Below are 17,021 nucleotides of genomic sequence, written 5' to 3' on the forward strand. Positions count from 1 at the left end.
TCGATGCGTCAAGGAGTCGGACACTCCTGGTCTCTGGCGACAACCGCGGACGCGGTGAAGCCGGCACCGGAGACCATGCGAGCCGCGGTGATCGACGCCGTCGGCAGCCCTGAGGTCCTCCGGATGGAGACCGTACCGACACCGCGTCCGGTCATGGCGGAGTTCCTCGTGAAGGTCGTCGCGGCCGGCGTGAACCCGGTCGACGCCAAGACCCGCGCGGGCCGGGGCGTCTCCTCCTCCATCACGGCGATGCCGGCCGTCCTCGGGTACGACTTCAGCGGCATCGTGGTCGAGTCGCCCTTCGCTGCCGCCGGCCTCCTGCCCGGCGACGAGGTCTACGGCATGACGAGTTTCCCGCGGACGGGCGGCAGCTACGCCGAGTACGTCACGGTGTCGTCCCTGAGCCTGACGCGGAAGCCGACGACCCTGTCGCACGTCGAGGCCGCCGGGGTCCCCCTCGCCGCGCTCACCGCATGGGGCATGGTCGTCGACGTCGCGAAGGCGCACGAGGGGCAGCGCATCCTCATCCACGCCGGAAGCGGCGGTGTCGGGCATTTCGCCGTGCAGTTCGCCACCTACTTCGGCGCGCGGGTGATCGCCACCGGCTCCGGTCGGAACGTCGGTTGGCTGCGCGAACTCGGCGCCCATCAGGCGGTCGACCACGAGTTGCACCGGTTCGAGGACGTCGTCGACCAGGTCGACGTCGTGATCGACCTCGTGGGCAACACCGTGGAGGACACGGGGTCGCGTTCCCTGCGGGTCCTGCGTCCCGGCGGGCTCATCATCAACGCGCCGACCGGTTCCTGGCCGACGCTCGAGGAGGAGGCTCGCGCCGCGGGCGTCCGAGCGACGCGGTTCACCGTGGCACCCGACGGTGCCACGCTCGACACCATCAGCAGGCTGCTGGAGTCCGGGGACGTCCGGGTGTTCGTCGACCAGGTGTTCGACCTCGACGCCGTCCGGCAGGCCCACGTGCTCCTCGAGGGCGGGCACTCACGCGGCAAGATCGTCCTGAAGGTCGCCGACGGCTGACGACCGAGGCCGTCGGGTGACGACGCCGCTACGGCGCCGCCACCCGACGCTCAGCGGACGAGGGTGAAGTCGTAGGGCAGTGTCCTGACCACCGTGCCACCCACGGCTTCCGTCACCGTGCCACCCGAGTACCGAGCAGGCAGGTAGTCCGACGGCCAGGTGATGCTCCAGTCGCCCTGCGGTCCGGCCGTGATGCTCCCGAGGTCCGTGCCCCAGGCCCCGCGGATCTTGATCAGGGCGCCGGGGTTCGCGTGGCCTGAGAACACCGGCCGGGTTCCGGCGATGGTGCCGCCGAGTGCGGGCGACACCACCTCGAGGCGTGGGACGACGACGGTGAAGTCGTAGACGACCGAGTGGGTCTGCTCGCCGTCCACGAACTGCCGGACGGTGCCGCCGACGTACCGTGCGGGCAGCAGGGTCTTGTTCCAGGTGATGGTCCATCGGCCGTCGTCGGCGACGCGGTCGACGGCACCCAGGAGGTCTCCCGACGCACCGCGGATCTCGATCGCCGCACCCGGCTGCGCGGTGCCCGTGAACACGGGGTTGTTCTCCAAGACGATCGCCCCGACCGACGGGGAGGTCACGACGAGGGGCGCCACCCGCCAGTCGACTCGGAAGTCGTACGGGACGCTCGTGAACGGCTTGCCGTCGAGGTACTGCCGGACCGAACCGCCCGAGTAGGTCCCGGGCGTCAGCGCCTTGTTCCAGGTGAGCGTCCAGGTGGCGTCCGTCTCCACGCGGGTCTCACCCAGGAGCGAACCCCACGCTCCGTAGACCTGGATCAGTGCACCGGGCTGACCGGTCCCGGAGAACACCGGGGCGCCGGGCTCGAGGACCCCACCGATCGCCGGTGAGAGCAGGACGACCGGGGCGTCGGGAACCGACGCACCGGCCTCGATCGTCGCGGTCCACACCTGGTCGATCCCTGTGGCGCGCACGGTGCCGTCGAACACGCCGACGGCGGCATCGGCGTTCGCGGTCAGCGCCAGGGTGAACGATCGGTTCGCGGCCGTGATCGTGCCCCGGTAGCTGTTGCTCGCGGGGTACCAGGTGAATCCGGCCGGCGCATCGCCGGTGGGCCTGAGCCCGGCCGGGACGACGATCTCCGCGGATCCGGACACCGATCCGGTGAAGGCGACGGGGACCTCGACGGCGTCCCCCTGTCGTACGGTGACGTTCGGGATGGCGACACCAGGCGCGATGGGTGCCGCGAGGACGTTCGCCGTGAAGTCCGCGAGCTTCACCCGGTTCGTGGACCAGCTGACGCTCCCGCCGGTGGCCAGGCCGAGCCGCGCGTCGGCGTCGGCAGTGAGGGTGAAGGTGACGGCGGTGGTGCCGATCGGCAGGGTACCCCCGGCACCGGTGCCGTCGAGCGCGAATGCCGGGTTCGCCACGGCGGTGATCCTGGTACCGAGCGGCGGCACGATGTCGATCCGTTGACCACCCGCGTCGGTGTTGAAGGTCGCCTGGACCTGGACCGATTCGCCCTGCCGGAGCGACGGGGTCGGCACGGAGGCCGACGGCGACAGGTCCGGCACCAGCTGGCTCATCACCAGCTTGCTGACGTCTGCGTCGTTGTTCGGCCCGAATCCGAGTTGCATGTCCTTCGTGCCGACCCCGAGGACGTTCAGGCGCCGCCCGGACGGATCGGTGAGGAACCCATCGGCGGCCAGCGTGTACTGCGTGCTCGCCGAGGAGCAGCTCGCCACGCGCACGAGATCGGTCCTCGTGCCGCCCCGGTCCGTGGTGAGGCATTGGCCGTTGATCTCGATCCGACCGCTGGTGCCGACGGCAGGGAAGGTCGCGGTGGCGGCGGCCGCCAGCGCTGCCTCGTACGACAAACCGTAGGGCCCGCCGGTGCCGATCGACTGCGGGTGGGTGAGCCACTGCGAGGACCCCCGCGGCGCCCATCCGTGGAATCCGGTGGACCACGCCGGATCGGTCACGAACTTGCCGCGCAACCGCGGCTGCGTGGCGGTCACCGACGTCTCCGCGTCTGATCCGGCCTGACCGACGGGCGCGGCCGATGCCGGACCGGACGCCAGTGCTGTGGCGGCGACGGCCGTCAGGACGACCATCGAGAGGGCTGTGTGGGGCTTCATGGAGGGGCGTCCTTTCGTGATCGGGCCTGTCGGCCCGCGCCGCCTCGGCCTCCACCAGGAGGGAGACGTGCTTGGGAGGATCGAGGGCGCAGCTCACCGAGCGCCGCTCATTTCTTCCACAAACATATCAGTCGAACAGCTTGCTCGTCCGCACTCCTACCGAGGCCTGCCAGGGCTAGCCGATCAGGCCCCGTTCCGACATCCGCTCCATCACGAAGTCGTCGTGCCGCTCGGGCCCGACCAGGAACGTCTTCGTCCCCACCACCTCGAAGCCGCTCTTGCCGTAGAACCGGATCGCCCTGGCGTTCTGCTGGTTCACCCCGAGCCACACCGACGTGACGCCTCGGGACCGGGCGTCGTCGAGCGTCGCCTCCATGAGCAGGCGCGCTCCGCCGGCACCGTGGCTCGCGGGGAGCACGTACAGCTTGCTGAGTTCCGCTGTCGGGCGGTGCGTGACCGCGGCGAGCACGTCGGGGTCGATCGGATCACCGAAGACGAGCATCGTGTAGCCGATGGCCGTGCCGTCATCGTCGTCGACGAGGAGCCGGAGCGCGCGTCCGGGATCTGCCAGGTAGCCGGTGAACCGGTCGAGGGTGAAGTGCTCGGCGATGAACGCGTCGATGTGCTCCTGCGCGGTGCCGGGTGGGCAGGCGAGGGCGAAGGTCGCTGCGGCGAGCGTGGCGAGGGTGGCGGCGTCGTCGGCCTGAGCAGTGCGGGTGGAGACCATCCCTGCATCGTACGACGCCACCCCGGAGAACGACGAAGGCCCGGTCGCGTGACGCGACCGGGCCTTCCTACTNAACGGCCCTTCGAGGAGGACGGCTTGAGGCGGAGGATCTCCTCGAGCGCGGTGTTGATGTTCTCCTCGAGCTGCGATGCGTCGAACGAGGCCTTGCCGACGACGAAGTGCACGTTGGAGTGCTTGTCGACGCGGAACTCGATCTTGCCGCCCTTGATGTCGGACACGGCCTTGGCCACGTCCGGCGTCACGGTGCCGGTCTTGGGGTTCGGCATGAGGCCACGGGGACCGAGGACCTTACCGAGACGACCGACCTTACCCATGAGCTCCGGGGTGGAGACCGCGGAGTCGAACGAGGTGTAGCCCTCGGCGACCTTCGCGATGAGCTCGTCGCCGCCGACCTCGTCAGCACCGGCCGCGATCGCGGCCTCCGCTGCCGGGCCCGTCGCGAAGACGATGACGCGGGCGGTCTTGCCCGTGCCGTGCGGGAGGATGACCGTGCCGCGGACCATCTGGTCCGCCTTGCGCGGGTCGACACCGAGCTTGAGGGCGACCTCGACGGTGCTGTTGAACTTGGCGGAACCGGTCTCCTTGGCGAGGGCGACGGCCTCGTTCGGGGTGTAGAACTTGTCAGCCTCGATCTTCTCGGCTGCGGCCCGGTAGGCCTTCGACTTCTGTGCCATGTGTGTTCTCCTATGAGAAATGTGGTCATCTGCGCCTGGCCGGCGCTGCCACGAGTGAAAAAGAAAGGTGCGAGGGTGTGGCCTGGACGGCTCACCCCGTGCGGTTCGGAAGGACTAGCCCTCGACCGTGATGCCCATGGAGCGGGCGGTGCCGGCGATGATCTTCGCGGCTGCGTCGATGTCGTTCGAGTTCAGGTCGGGAGCCTTCTGCTCGGCGATCTGACGGACCTGCTCCTTGGTGAGCTTCGCGACCTTGACGGTGTGCGGGGTACCGGAGCCCTTGGCGACGCCGGCGGCCTTCTTGATGAGCTCCGCTGCGGGCGGGGTCTTCAGGATGAAGGTGAACGAACGGTCCTCGTAGACGGTGATCTCGACGGGGATGACGTTGCCGCGCTGCGACTCGGTGGCCGCGTTGTACGCCTTGCAGAATTCCATGATGTTGACGCCGTGCTGACCAAGGGCGGGGCCGATGGGGGGAGCGGGGTTTGCGGCGCCGGCCTGGATCTGCAGCTTGATGAGACCCGTGACCTTCTTCTTCGGTGCCATGTTTCTTCCTTCTTCTGGGGTTCGAACGCCATCGGATGATGTGCGCTCTCCCGCGCGCCCGTCGGGCGGCGGTGGACTGTGGAGCCGTGTGGCTTAGAGCTTGGTGACCTGGTCGAAGCTGAGCTCGACCGGAGTCTCGCGCTCGAAGAGGGAGACGAGCACCGTGAGCTTGCCGCTCTCGGGCTTGATCTCGCTGATGGAGCCGGGGAGGCCCGCGAACGAGCCTTCCTTGATCGTGATGGTCTCGCCGATCTCGAAGTCGACCTCGGCGGGGATGACACGCTGCTGCGTGGCGCTGCCCTTGGTGCCGGAGCCCTTGACGGGCGCGGTCTCCTTGACCTCGACGAGCGACTTCAACATGTTGAAGGACTCTTCGAAGCGGAGCGGCGTGGGGTTGTGCGCGTTGCCGACGAAGCCGGTGACGCCAGGCGTGTGGCGGACGACCGACCAGCTGTCCTCGTTGAGGTCCATGCGGACGAGCACGTAGCCGGGGATGCGGACGCGGGTGACCATCTTGCGCTGGCCGTTCTTGATCTCGACCACGTCTTCCATGGGGACCTCGACCTGGTAGATGTAGTCCGCGACCTCGAGCGTCGACTTGCGCTGCTCGATGTTGGCCTTCACCTTGCGCTCGAAACCGGCGTAGGAGTGGATGACGTACCACTTGCCGGGCAGGAAGCGGAGTTCCTTGCGGAACGCGTCGTAAGGGTCTTCCTCGGACTCCTCGGCGGGCTCGGCGTCGGCGTCGGTGGGGTCTGCCTCTTCTTCGGCGATGGCCTCTGCTGCGGCTTCGACCTCGGCTGCCTCGTCGAGTTCGAGGGCGTCGTCGACGACGGCGTCGGCCTCGGGGTCGACGGCCTCGGCCATCGCGTCGAGCACGGCGTCGAGGTCGACCTCGGTGTCGCCGGTCTCCTCGACGTGGACGGCGTTGTGCTCAGCGGGGTCGACGGAGTGCTCGTCGGCCGAGAGCACGTTGCCCTCCTGGGCCTCGTCGTCCTCCGAGGACTGCTCGGCAGCGGTTGCCCAGTCGACGTCGTTCGAGTTTCGCTCAGACACTGATTTCCATTCCGTTTCTGTTGTGCGGATCGTGGGTGATCCCCGACCGCGGCGCCAGATCCTGGCGCGTGACGACTGCGTCGCCGTCTGTGATTGTGGAACCCGGGTGCCGGACCGGAGCACCGGAACCTGAGCGGAACTAGCTCGCGGTACCGAACACCAGCGTGACGACCCAGGCGAAGACGAAGTCGATGCCGTAGACGAGCGCCATCATGATGCAGACGAAGACGAGCACCACAGCCGTGTAGCTGAGGAGTTCCTTCCGCGTCGGCGTGACGACCTTCTTGAGTTCCGCGAAGACCTGCTTCAGGAACAGGACGATGCCCGAGAAGAAGCCGCGCCGTTCGGCACGGTCCGCCTTCGCCTTGACGACGACGTCCTCGCCGGGCGTGTCGGTACTCTTCGGGGCCACTCGTTACACCTTTCGTGTGCCGGTGCATACGCACCGACTCGCAGGGCGGACAGGACTTGAACCTGCAACCTGCGGTTTTGGAGACCGCTGCTCTACCAATTGAGCCACCGCCCTTCAGTGCTGACGCACCGGAGGGGTCGAAGCTACCCTGAACTCCTGAGCGTTGCCTCACCACACGGGTGAAAACAGGCGCAGAAAATCATGGCAGATTTCAACTACCTCCATCCAGTGTACGGCACGGTCGCCCGGCTGTAAAACCGGCGGGACCCTGCAGCCGACCACGGTCGGTCACGGGCGCCCGGCTGCCGCGTGATCGGCGACTTCCTCGACCGACAGCGCGCGCAGATGAACGCCGACGGCGTCGAGGTCGCCCCCGAACCAGGGCGACGTGGGGGCGTTCGGCCAGCCAGCCGTCACGTTGTCGAAACCGATACGCCAGTAGCCGCGGTAGTTCGTGGAACCGGTGCTCGGGTTCGACGCGACCAACTCGCCGTCGAGGTACAGCTCCATTCCTGACGACTCGGACATGACGGCGACCACGTGATGCCACTCGCCGTCCACCACCGGTTCAGGCGACATGACGACCTCAGGCGAACCGGACTGCACGCCGAACACCAGTCGTCCGTCAGGGCCGATGTACAGGTGCCGATCGGCCTTCCAGGACCCGACCGTCTGTGCCACGCCGAAGCCGATCAGCTTGCCCTGCGGGCGCGTGGTGCGGAACCAGGTCTCGAGCGAGAAGGTCCGCGGCGAAGAGACCTGAGGCATCGTCGTGACCTGGGTCCCGACTCCGTCCAGTCGGGCGAAGGGACCGTCGCCACAGACACCGTCGACGCGCGAGGCCTCGTTGCTGATGAAGGCGAACCCGGGGCCGGACCCGGCGTTGACGAGCGCCGTACCGCTCGGCTCGTTGAAGTCGAACCACATCTCCGGAGCACCGAGCGGCTGGCCGAGGCAGGAGAACACCTCGGTTCCGAGGTGGTTGCCCGAGGAGTCCGCGGCGCTCGTCCAGGACGCACCGGCGGTCGGCACGACTGCCGCGATCGCCAGGACACCGGCCAGAGCGACGCCGCCCACCGGGCCCATGGCCTGCAACCGCCCACGCGAGGTCGTGCGGCCACGCTCGTCGACGAGGAACCGCCGCGTCCACACGATGGCGCAGCCGGTCGCCGCCGCCGAAGGGGCGAGCAGGGCCAGCTCCGCCCACCGACCCTCGTGCGCCCAGACGACGGGGAGACCGATGTACGGGACTCGGAGGACGCCGACGCCACGAACGGCGTCGTCTTGGACGAGCTGTCGATCCGGTTGCCGGTTCGCGTCACCCTTCAGGCGGAGTCCCTCCGCCTCCCGCTCGAAGACGCGGTGCAGGAGCAGCGCGTCGTCCTCGCCCGGTCCGTCGACGAGGACCACCTGCCCTGCCGCGGCGTCGGCGCCGTCGATCGGCATCGAGACGACGACGTCGCCGGTCCTGATGCGCGGCTCCATGGAACCTGACGCCACGGTGGTCGGAACCCACCCGACGAGCTTCGGCACAGCGGCCCATGCCAGGAGGCACAGCGCGAGCAACGCGAGGACGCGCGCACCGAGGGCGACGACCACGATGACGGACGACACGATGCGCCGGCGGGCGGATGACGGTTCCATGAGAGCTCCCGGAGGGACGAGGTGGACGGGGACAGGCGGGCCGCGGTGCTCCCGTCAGCGGGACGAGAGCACCGGGATCGCCTAGGAGGTGCGACCCTCCCAGACGAGGTCGACCGCCGCCGTGCCACCCTGGACGGTGTTCGGCGCATCCGGGGACAGCGTGTACGTGACCTTGAAGACGCGCTCCTCGCCGCCGCCGACGGAGGCCCACGAGCCGAGTCCGGACGCGTGGTCGAACGCAGTGTTCGCGAGGCCGGCGAGGGTGCCGCTGTAGACGGACGCGCCCGTGGTCGCGGGGACGAAGTCCTCGCAGGACCCGTAGCCGCCGCCGGCGCCCTGGACGATGTCGAGCTGCAGGTGCTGGTCGAGGTCCTGCGTCTGCGCCGCGTTGTCCGCATAGAGACGGATGTCGGACGACAGCGAGCCGTCCGAGGTGACGGCGATGCAGTTCACGCCGGTCGAGCCGGGCTGCAGGTCGTCCGCGGCGAACATGGCGGCGCCGGAGTCGTCATCGCTCAGCGCGATCGCTCCGGCGCTCCAGGCGTTGCCGGCGTTGTCGGTCGACGAGGTGAAGGCGGCGTAGGAGGCGGTCGAGACGATGACGCCGCTCGCCACGACGGCGACGGGCAGCGCGGCCCAGCGGACGAGGCGGCGGGATCGAGGGGACAGTGCGGTGGTCATGGTGATTCTCCAGGGTCGGGGCCGAAATCGGCACGTGTTGTACAACTAATATTCCATATGTTGCTCTGAAATACAACATGTGCTGGCGATGTCGGTAGGGTGGACGCACGAATGCACGACGATTCGACCCAGGGGGACCGATGAGCAGCGCAGACGAACACGCAGTGACCGCGAACGCGGCGGAGACGGACCGCAAGGACGATCGCCGGATCCCGGCCCGGTTCGCGGATGACAGCCCGCTCCCGGGCGCCGGCCCGATCCAGGCGTTCCTCCGCTTCTGGAAGCGGTATCCGATCTTCACCGGGCGGGCCAGCCGGAGCGAGTTCTGGTGGTGGGTGGTCGTCCACGCCGTCATCGTCACCGCGCTCCTGGTGATCGGACGCGGTGTCGACGTCGCGACCGGGGTGACGGCCGGTTTCTGGGAGGGTCAGGTCACCGAAGGACCCGCATGGGGTGTCCAGAGCGTCCTGTCCGGGATCTGGGGCCTCGCGACGATCATCCCGGGGCTGTCGCTGAACGCCCGTCGCATGCACGACACGGACCACAGCGGCTGGTGGCAGCTCATCAACCTGGTCCCGATCTTCGGCTGGTTCTTCTTCATCTGGCTCGCGGCGCAGCCGAGCGACCGGGGCGGCGCCCGCTACGACACGGGGCCGCACCGCGAGGGCGCCCAGATCAAGCCTGGCGACGCTCCGCAGTGACCCGCCGGTCCGGGAGGACCGTGTCGGCGATCGCGGCGAGGACGAGCACCAGCGTGCAGAGACACCCGAGGACGAGTTCCCCGAGCTGTGGGGCGAGGAACGCGGCGACCGCGCAGCCCGCGAGCATCGCGAGGCCGATGACCGGCGCGAGGGGGACGGCACGGTCGACGACGAACCGGAACAGCGACAGCCCGAGGAGATAGAGGACCGGGCCGCCGAGGATCACGACGCCCCCGGCGAGTTCGACGGCGTCGGCCGGTCGGTCGAGGATCTCCTTGTCCCCCACCGAGACGAGCACGATCCCGGCGACGATCACGACGTGGGCGTAGCTGTATCCGTCGCGCGCGATGCGTCCGAGACGGCCCGGACCCCGTCGGCCGGGACGGCCTTCGTCACGGTCGGCGCGGTCGCCCTCCTCCTCGGCGGCCTCCACCGCTCGTCGTCCCGCCGCCTCCGTGCGGTGGAAGTACAACCACCACAGCGCGACCGCGGAGACGAAGGCGCTCAACATCCCGACGACGGCGGCGACCGACGTCTCGAGCTCGACGAACGCGAACCCGGTGACGAGCAGCGACTCGCCGATCGCGATGATGATGAACAGCGACGCCCGCTCGGAGAGGTGCGCACCGGAGAGCTCCCAGCTCTCGACCTCCGAGGCCCGCACACCCGGCAGCCGGAATCCGAGGGCCCCGCCGCCGTACTCGATGGCGACGGCGCAGATCCAGAACACCAGTTGCCAGTCGGCCGGCACCAGCGCGCCGGCGATCCAGAAGACGGCGGCGAACGCGGTCCAGACGAGGATGCGTGCGAAGCTCAGCGCCACGTCGCGGTCGTGCCGCCAGGTCGCCACGACCATGAACAGCGTCCGGACGAGCTGGAGCACGACGTAGGCGACGGCGAACGCGAGCGCACGGTCGGTGAACGACGCCGACACCGACACCGCCGCGACGAACGCCAACAGGCCGAAGCCGATGAGCGCGAGTCGCACCGCGAGCCGCTCCGGGTCGAGCCAGTTCGTCACCCAGCTCGTGGACACCCACGACCACCAGAGCGCCAGGATGAGGACGATCGACTCGAGCGCGGCGGTGACACTCTGGTCGTCGGCGATGAGCTTGCTCAGCTGGGTGAGCGCGAAGACGAAGACGAGGTCGAAGAACAACTCGACGAACGTGACGCGCTCGGCGCGTTCGCCGGACTCCGGGCGACGGAGATCGGCGACGAGGCCGAATCTGGGGGCGGACATCTTCGTATCCTGGCAGGGTTCCCGGTGCCGACGCCTCCCCCTCGGGTTCGTCGGCACCGGGTCGTGCTCGTCGCGAGCTGCGGGGACAGAGCCCGACGACCACACCGTGAGCCTAGCAAGAAGTATTCCAGATGCACAAGGTTCAGAAGCATCATCGGAATATCGACAGCCGCCGCCGGGTTGCGTCCGGAGGCCGCGTCCTCCGCGTGCCGCACCCCCACGAAAGGCATCACCCGCATGGATCTCTTCGCCCCAGTCCGACTCGGCGACCTCGAACTCGCCAACCGCGTCGTCATGGCCCCGCTCACCCGCATGCGGTCCGGAGCCGACGGCGTCCCCGGCGACCTCGTCGCCGAGCACTACAGCCAGCGCGCAGGGCTCGGGCTCATCATCACGGAGGGCACCTACCCGAGCGCCGAGTCGCGCTCCTACCCGGGCCAGCCCGGCATCGTCACCCCCGAGCAGGTCGAGGGCTGGCGGGGCGTCGCGGAGGCCGTGCACGGAGCAGGCGGGCTCATCGTCATGCAGCTCATGAACGGTGGCCGCGTCTCGCACACCGACATCACGGGCACCGACCGCATCGTCGCGCCGAGCGCGATCGCCATCGCCGGCGAGGTCCGGACACCGGCTGGCGCCCAGCCGTACCCCGTCCCGCACGCGCTGACCACCGAGGAGCTCGACACGGTCCGCGAGGAGTTCGTCCAGGCCGCCCGCAACGCGATCGAGGCAGGACTCGACGGCGTCGAGCTGCACGCCGCGAACGGCTACCTGCTGCACCAGTTCCTCTCCCCCGTCTCCAACGTGCGCGACGACCGCGCCGGAGGCAGCCCGGAGGCTCGCGCGTCGTACGTCGCCGAGGTCGTCAGCGCCGTCGCCGAGGCGGTCGGTGCAGCGCGCGTCGGCATCCGCATCTCCCCGATGAACGGCGCCGGTGACACGGCGGAGACCGACGAGGCCGACGTCCGCGCGACCTACGAGGCACTGCTCGACGCCCTGGCACCGCTCGGCCTCGCCTACCTCAGCATCCTCCACGAGGACCCGGCCGGTGCGCTCGTCCAGGACCTGCGCGGTCACTTCGGCGGCAAGCTCATCGTCAACAGCGGCTTCGGTACCGTCACGACGCGCGACGAGGCGATCGCCCTCGTCGAGCACGCGCACGCCGACGCCGTCGCCGTCGGGCGTCTCGCCATCGCGAACCCCGACCTCGTCGAGCGTTGGGCGGGCGAGCACGAGGAGAACACCCCGAACCCGGCCACCTTCTACGGCCCGGGCGCCGAGGGCTACACGGACTACCCGCGCCTCGCGAGCTGATCACGCTGAGGTGAGGCACCTCGTCGCTCGACACCTCGTCGGGCGACGAGCTGCCTCACCTCAGTCCGCCCGCGGCGCGTGCGACTCGAGGAACTCGTACACCTCGACGGAGTCGACCCCCGGGAAGGATCCGGTCGGCAGCGCGGCCAGCAGACTCGTCGGCGTCCGCGCCGCCGGCCAGGCCTTCCCCTCCCACCGTTCGGCGAGCGCCGGCGACGCCCGACGACAGCATCGCTCGTCGGGGCAGTTCGAGGTCGACCGATGCGGCGTCTCGCGTCCGCGGAACCACTTCACGTGCGCGAACGGGACGCCGACGCTGACCGAGTACTCGCCCTCCTTGGCCTTCTCGATCCGCGAGGTGCACCAGAAGGTGCCGGTGTCCATGTCGGTGTACTGATACCAGGGGCTGAAGCGGTCCTCGACGTCGAAGACGGTCCTGGCCGTCCAGTTGCGGCAGACGAGCGAGCCCTCCACTGCTCCGAGGACGTCGGACGGGAACGTGACCCCGTCGTTCTCGTACGCCTTGATGATCGTCCCCGACTCGTGCACCTTCATGAAGTGCACCGGGAGCCCGAGGTGCCTCGTCGCGAGGTTGGTGAAGCGGTGCGCGGCGGTCTCGTACGACACCGCGAACGCGTCGCGCAGGTCCTCCATCGAGATGCGCCGGAGCTGTTTCGCCTCACCGAGGACGCGCACGGCGTCGCGCTCGGGCAGCAGGATGGCCGCCGTCAGGTAGTTGGTCTCGACGCGCTGCCGCAGAAAGTCCGCGTAGTTTCCCGGCTCCTCGTGTCCGCACAGGTGACTGGCGAACGCCTGGAGGATGGGGGAACGCGAATCACGGGACATCGAAGGTTCGGTCGGCAGGTAGATCCGACCGTTGCGCCGGTCGGTGACCGAGCGCGTCGAGTGCGGCAGGTCGCCGACGTAGTGGAGCGAGAACCCGAGGTGCTGTGCCATCTCCGCGACCGTCTGGTGCGAGACCGGCCCTCCGGTGTAGCCGACGGCGTCGAGCAGTCCTTCCGCGACGGCCTCGAGCTCGGGGAAGTGGTTGTCGGCCGCGCGCATGTCCGCCCGGAGGACCGCGTTGGCCCGGCGCGCCTCCTCGGGTGTCGCCGCTCGCTCCCGATGCAGGCGGGCGACCTCGTCGTGCAGCGCCAGCACGGTGCGCAGCGTCTCGTCCGCTGTCCCTTTCGAGACGCGGATGGGCGCGATCCCGAGGGCGGAGAAGACAGGCCCCCGCTGGGCACGCTCGACGGCGATCTCGAGCGCGGCCCGGTCGCTCGGCGGTTCGTCACGGAGGAGGTCGTCGACGGTGGTGCCGAGGGCCGCGGCGATGACGCGGAGCATCGACAGGCTCGGCTCCCGATGCCCGTTCTCGATCCCCGACGCCTGGGACGGTGCACGGTCGATCGCCTGCGCGAGCTCGTCGAGGGTGAGGCCCGCACGGGATCGGGCATCGCGGATCCGGCGACCGAGGACGAGGGCGTCCGCGTGCGGAGCAGGTCCGTCACCAGGGGTGGCGGAGGCGGGTGGAGCAGCGGCGGTGCTGGTCATGGTGATCATGCTCACACGCGCCGGTTGTTCCGGCAAACAGAAGGTCGGCCGTTCTTCTGTCCACGGATGACGTCCGTCGGGGTTGCGGCGAGCGCAGGATCGTTCCCACAGCACGACCCGCCCCACCGACCTCGACACCACAGGAGTCATCGTGAGCAACGAAGCCACCCGACCGACCGACCACCGCAAGCCCCTCCGCGCCGGCGACCAAACGCAGACGGCCGAGGAACTGCAGCGCGAGTGGGACACCGACCCGCGCTGGGACGGGGTCCGCCGCGACTACACCGCCGAGGACGTCGTCCGCCTGCGCGGCGGTGTCCGGGAGGAACCGACGCTCGCCCGCCGAGGGGCGGAGCGGCTGTGGAACCTCCTCCACACCGAGGAGTGGGTTCCTGCACTCGGCGCGCTGACCGGCAACCAGGCCGTGCAGCAGGTCCGGGCGGGCCTGCAGGCGATCTACCTCTCCGGCTGGCAGGTCGCCGCCGACGCGAACCTCTCCGGGCAGACCTACCCCGATCAGAGCCTCTACCCGGCGAACTCGGTTCCGGCGGTCGTCCGGCGGATCAACAACGCGCTGCTCCGGGCCGAGCAGATCGACTTCGCCGAGCGAGCCGTCGGGGAGACGCCGGGACCCGAGGCGATCGACTGGCTCGCGCCGATCGTCGCCGACGCCGAAGCGGGCTTCGGTGGGCCGCTCAACGCCTACGAACTCATGGCCGGCATGATCCAGGCCGGCGCCGCGGGCGTCCACTGGGAGGACCAGCTCGCGGCTGAGAAGAAGTGCGGCCACATGGGCGGCAAGGTGCTGGTGCCGACGAGCCAGCACATCCGGACCCTCAATGCGGCCCGGCTGGCGGCGGACGTCGCCGGCGTCCCGACCATCGTCATCGCCCGCACCGATGCACTGGCCGCCACGCTCCTCACGAGCGACATCGACGAGCGCGATCTGCCGTTCCTGAACGGGAACCGGACCCCCGAGGGCTTCTACGAGGTGGAGAACGGCTTCGGTCCGGTGCTCGCTCGCGGCCTCGCCTACGCGGAGTACGCCGACCTGCTCTGGGTCGAGTCCGCGGAACCCGACCTCGACCTCGCCCGTCGGTTCGCCGAGGCCGTCCACGAGCGGTTCCCGGGCAAGCTGCTCGCCTACAACTGCTCGCCGTCGTTCAACTGGAAGTCGCACCTCGACGATGCGCAGATCGCGTCCTTCCAGCGCGAGCTCGCCGCCATGGGATACGCGTTCCAGTTCATCACCCTCGCCGGCTTCCACGCGCTGAACCACTCGATGTTCACCCTGGCGAGCGACTACAAGGAACGGGCCATGAGCGCCTACGTCGACCTCCAGGAGGCCGAGTTCGCCGCAGAGGCCAGGGGCTACACCGCCACCAAGCACCAGCGGGAAGTCGGTACCGGCTACTTCGACCTGGTCGCGACCGCCCTCAACCCCGGCAGCGCCACCCTCGCCCTCGCCGGGTCGACCGAGGAACAACAGTTCCACTGAAACAGACCAGCCCCGCCCTTCGACAAGCTCAGGGACCGCTCGAAGGGCCCACCCGACGCACGACCAGCCGAACGGAGTCACCCCATGAACACCATGCTCGCTTCCCCGTCCACACCCACCACCGCGCCGGTGCCCACGCAGCGCACCGGCCCCGCCATCGAGGTCGTCGGTCGTCTCGGTGACCGGTACGAGGAGATCCTCACCCCGGACGCGCTCGCCTTCCTCGCGGACCTGCACCAGCGGTTCGCGGGTGCGCGCCATGACCGCCTCGCCGAGCGCATGCGCCGACGCTTCGAGATCGGGAACGGCCGCGACCCGCGGTTCCGCGATGACACCGCGTCGATCCGGGAGGACAGCTCCTGGCGCGTCGCCGGCGCCGGGCCAGGTCTCGAGGACCGCCGGGTCGAGATCACCGGCCCCACCGATCCGAAGATGACGATCAACGCCCTCAACTCCGGCGCGAACGTCTGGCTCGCCGACCAGGAGGACGCGACGAGCCCGACGTGGGCCAACGTCATCGGTGGTCAGCTCTCGCTGCGCGACGCCGTCCGCGGCGAGCTGACGTTCACGAACGAGACGGGGAAGGTGTACCGCGTCACCGCGACGGAGACGCCGACGATCGTCATGCGCCCGCGCGGCTGGCACCTCGTGGAGAAGCACCTGCGGTTCATCGACCGATCCGGGGCGGCGATGGCGGCCTCCGGGAGCCTCGTCGACTACGGCCTCTATGTCTTCCACAACGCCCGCCCGCTCATCGACGCCGGCCGCGGGCCGTACTTCTACCTCCCGAAGCTGGAGTCGAGCGAGGAGGCGCAGCTCTGGGACGACGTCTTCACGTTCACCGAGGAACGCCTGGGTCTCGACCATGGGACGATCCGCGCCACCGTGCTCATCGAGACGCTGCCGGCGGCGTTCGAGATGGACGAGATCCTGTACGCGCTCCGCGACCACTGCGCCGGTCTCAACGCCGGTCGGTGGGACTACATCTTCTCGATCATCAAGAACTACCGGGGGCGCGGTGCCCGGTTCGTCCTGCCCGACCGCAGCGAGGTGACGATGACGGTGCCGTTCATGCGCGCCTACACGGAACTCCTCGTGCAGACGTGCCACCGCCGCGGTGCGCACGCGATCGGCGGGATGTCCGCGTTCATCCCGAACCGGCGCGATCCGGAGGCGACGGCGCGCGCGATCGAGAAGGTCTCGGCCGACAAGCGCCGCGAGGCGGGCGACGGCTTCGACGGGACCTGGGTGGCGCACCCGGACCTCATCGAGACCGCCAGGGCCGAGTTCGACGCGGTCCTCGGTGATCGTCCGAACCAGCTCGACCGCCTGCGGGAGGACGTGTCGGTGACACCAGCGCAGCTCCTCGACGTCCGCATCGGTCGCGCGGTCACGGACGCCGGTCTCCGCGACAACGTGTCGATCGCCGTCCGCTACCTCGACTCCTGGCTCCGCGGGATCGGCGCCGCGGCCATCGACGGCTTGATGGAGGATGCGGCGACGGCGGAGATCAGTCGATCGCAGGTGTGGCAGTGGATCCACCAGGACGTCGCGACCGACGACGGCCGTCCGATCACCCGTGAGCGGGTCGAGGACCTCCTCGACGAGCTCCTCGCCTCGCTCCCCCGCACCGCGGACGACCGCTTCGACGACGCCGCCGAGCTGTTCCGCGAGGTGGCACTCCGCGACGAGTTCCCGACCTTCCTCACCGTTCCGGCGTACACCCGGTACCTCGTCGACCCCGCGTAGGTGCACCACGTCCACAACTCCTGCTCTCCATGGACCGTCAGCTCCGGCCCGCGCGCCATCCACGCGCGGC

14 protein-coding genes, 1 tRNA gene and 1 pseudogene are annotated in these 17,021 nt (G+C 69.5%); 5 read left to right on the forward strand and 11 right to left on the reverse strand.

Annotation, left to right across the window (positions count from 1 at the left end):
• Positions 1-75: 75 nt before the first annotated feature.
• Entirely contained in the window at positions 76-1,032 is a 957-nt protein-coding gene (locus tag IFR14_RS17455; protein ID WP_191942133.1) for an NADP-dependent oxidoreductase, read from the forward strand.
• Between the two features lie 50 nt (positions 1,033-1,082).
• Here IFR14_RS17455 and IFR14_RS17460 read toward each other — a convergent pair whose 3' ends face one another.
• From IFR14_RS17460 to IFR14_RS17500, 9 genes and pseudogenes are all read right to left on the reverse strand, one after another.
• Complete coding sequence (locus IFR14_RS17460) at positions 1,083-3,134, reverse strand: hypothetical protein (RefSeq protein ID WP_191941765.1); 2,052 nt, start codon at positions 3,132-3,134, stop codon at positions 1,083-1,085.
• 175 nt (positions 3,135-3,309) lie between these two features.
• Complete coding sequence (locus IFR14_RS17465; RefSeq protein WP_191941766.1) at positions 3,310-3,861, reverse strand: GNAT family N-acetyltransferase; 552 nt, start codon at positions 3,859-3,861, stop codon at positions 3,310-3,312.
• A 73-nt stretch (positions 3,862-3,934) separates the two neighbouring features.
• A pseudogene (gene rplA, locus IFR14_RS17470) lies at positions 3,935-4,556 on the reverse strand (50S ribosomal protein L1); the annotation flags it as partial.
• A gap of 114 nt (positions 4,557-4,670) precedes the next feature.
• Positions 4,671-5,102, reverse strand: a complete 432-nt coding sequence (gene rplK / locus IFR14_RS17475; RefSeq protein WP_056014074.1) for a 50S ribosomal protein L11 — start codon at positions 5,100-5,102, stop codon at positions 4,671-4,673.
• A gap of 93 nt (positions 5,103-5,195) precedes the next feature.
• Complete coding sequence (gene nusG, locus IFR14_RS17480) at positions 5,196-6,158, reverse strand: transcription termination/antitermination protein NusG (RefSeq protein WP_079706703.1); 963 nt, start codon at positions 6,156-6,158, stop codon at positions 5,196-5,198.
• Positions 6,159-6,297: 139 nt separating this feature from the next.
• Entirely contained in the window at positions 6,298-6,570 is a 273-nt protein-coding gene (gene secE, locus IFR14_RS17485; RefSeq protein WP_079706702.1) for a preprotein translocase subunit SecE, read from the reverse strand.
• A 41-nt stretch (positions 6,571-6,611) separates the two neighbouring features.
• Positions 6,612-6,684: transfer RNA gene (locus tag IFR14_RS17490), tRNA-Trp, on the reverse strand.
• Between the two features lie 174 nt (positions 6,685-6,858).
• Positions 6,859-8,214 (reverse strand): signal peptidase I, encoded by a 1,356-nt coding sequence (locus tag IFR14_RS17495; RefSeq protein ID WP_191941767.1) that lies wholly within the window; start codon positions 8,212-8,214, stop codon positions 6,859-6,861.
• An 81-nt stretch (positions 8,215-8,295) separates the two neighbouring features.
• Complete coding sequence (locus IFR14_RS17500) at positions 8,296-8,895, reverse strand: hypothetical protein (protein WP_191941768.1); 600 nt, start codon at positions 8,893-8,895, stop codon at positions 8,296-8,298.
• A 140-nt stretch (positions 8,896-9,035) separates the two neighbouring features.
• Here IFR14_RS17500 and IFR14_RS17505 point away from each other — a divergent pair, with 140 nt between their 5' ends.
• Positions 9,036-9,596 (forward strand): DUF805 domain-containing protein, encoded by a 561-nt coding sequence (locus IFR14_RS17505; RefSeq protein WP_137243902.1) that lies wholly within the window; start codon positions 9,036-9,038, stop codon positions 9,594-9,596.
• Here the strand turns inward: IFR14_RS17505 and IFR14_RS17510 are convergent.
• The gene (locus tag IFR14_RS17510; protein ID WP_191941769.1) at positions 9,571-10,839 is read right to left on the reverse strand and encodes a low temperature requirement protein A; all 1,269 of its coding nucleotides are present in this window, start codon (positions 10,837-10,839) and stop codon (positions 9,571-9,573) included. The genes IFR14_RS17505 and IFR14_RS17510 overlap by 26 nt on opposite strands.
• Before the next feature lie 237 nt (positions 10,840-11,076).
• Between IFR14_RS17510 and IFR14_RS17515 the strand changes: the two genes are divergently transcribed.
• Entirely contained in the window at positions 11,077-12,150 is a 1,074-nt protein-coding gene (locus IFR14_RS17515; RefSeq protein WP_191941770.1) for an alkene reductase, read from the forward strand.
• Between the two features lie 60 nt (positions 12,151-12,210).
• Here the strand turns inward: IFR14_RS17515 and IFR14_RS17520 are convergent, their stop codons facing one another.
• Positions 12,211-13,704, reverse strand: a complete 1,494-nt coding sequence (locus IFR14_RS17520; protein ID WP_191941771.1) for a helix-turn-helix transcriptional regulator — start codon at positions 13,702-13,704, stop codon at positions 12,211-12,213.
• A gap of 151 nt (positions 13,705-13,855) precedes the next feature.
• On the opposite strand from IFR14_RS17520, the gene aceA reads away from it, so the two are divergent.
• Positions 13,856-15,202, forward strand: coding sequence for an isocitrate lyase (aceA, locus tag IFR14_RS17525; RefSeq protein WP_191941772.1), 1,347 nt, complete (start codon positions 13,856-13,858; stop codon positions 15,200-15,202).
• Positions 15,203-15,295: 93 nt separating this feature from the next.
• Complete coding sequence (gene aceB / locus IFR14_RS17530) at positions 15,296-16,951, forward strand: malate synthase A (RefSeq protein WP_191942134.1); 1,656 nt, start codon at positions 15,296-15,298, stop codon at positions 16,949-16,951.
• Positions 16,952-17,021 lie beyond the last annotated feature (70 nt).

The organism is Plantibacter sp. CFBP 8775, assembly GCF_014839505.1.
In the GTDB taxonomy this organism is placed as follows: Bacteria; Actinomycetota; Actinomycetes; order Actinomycetales; family Microbacteriaceae; genus Plantibacter; species Plantibacter auratus.

Coding starts and splice junctions, on each gene's coding strand:
- IFR14_RS17465 (WP_191941766.1), bottom strand. CDS start 3,861: ATGGTCTCCACCCGCACTGCTCAGGCCGACGACGCCGCCACCCTCGCC.
- IFR14_RS17455 (WP_191942133.1), top strand. CDS start 76: ATGCGAGCCGCGGTGATCGACGCCGTCGGCAGCCCTGAGGTCCTCCGG.
- IFR14_RS17460 (WP_191941765.1), bottom strand. CDS start 3,134: ATGAAGCCCCACACAGCCCTCTCGATGGTCGTCCTGACGGCCGTCGCC.
- aceB (WP_191942134.1), top strand. CDS start 15,296: ATGCTCGCTTCCCCGTCCACACCCACCACCGCGCCGGTGCCCACGCAG.
- IFR14_RS17520 (WP_191941771.1), bottom strand. CDS start 13,704: ATGACCAGCACCGCCGCTGCTCCACCCGCCTCCGCCACCCCTGGTGAC.
- IFR14_RS17510 (WP_191941769.1), bottom strand. CDS start 10,839: ATGTCCGCCCCCAGATTCGGCCTCGTCGCCGATCTCCGTCGCCCGGAG.
- IFR14_RS17500 (WP_191941768.1), bottom strand. CDS start 8,895: ATGACCACCGCACTGTCCCCTCGATCCCGCCGCCTCGTCCGCTGGGCC.
- rplK (WP_056014074.1), bottom strand. CDS start 5,102: ATGGCACCGAAGAAGAAGGTCACGGGTCTCATCAAGCTGCAGATCCAG.
- IFR14_RS17495 (WP_191941767.1), bottom strand. CDS start 8,214: ATGGAACCGTCATCCGCCCGCCGGCGCATCGTGTCGTCCGTCATCGTG.
- IFR14_RS17505 (WP_137243902.1), top strand. CDS start 9,036: ATGAGCAGCGCAGACGAACACGCAGTGACCGCGAACGCGGCGGAGACG.
- IFR14_RS17515 (WP_191941770.1), top strand. CDS start 11,077: ATGGATCTCTTCGCCCCAGTCCGACTCGGCGACCTCGAACTCGCCAAC.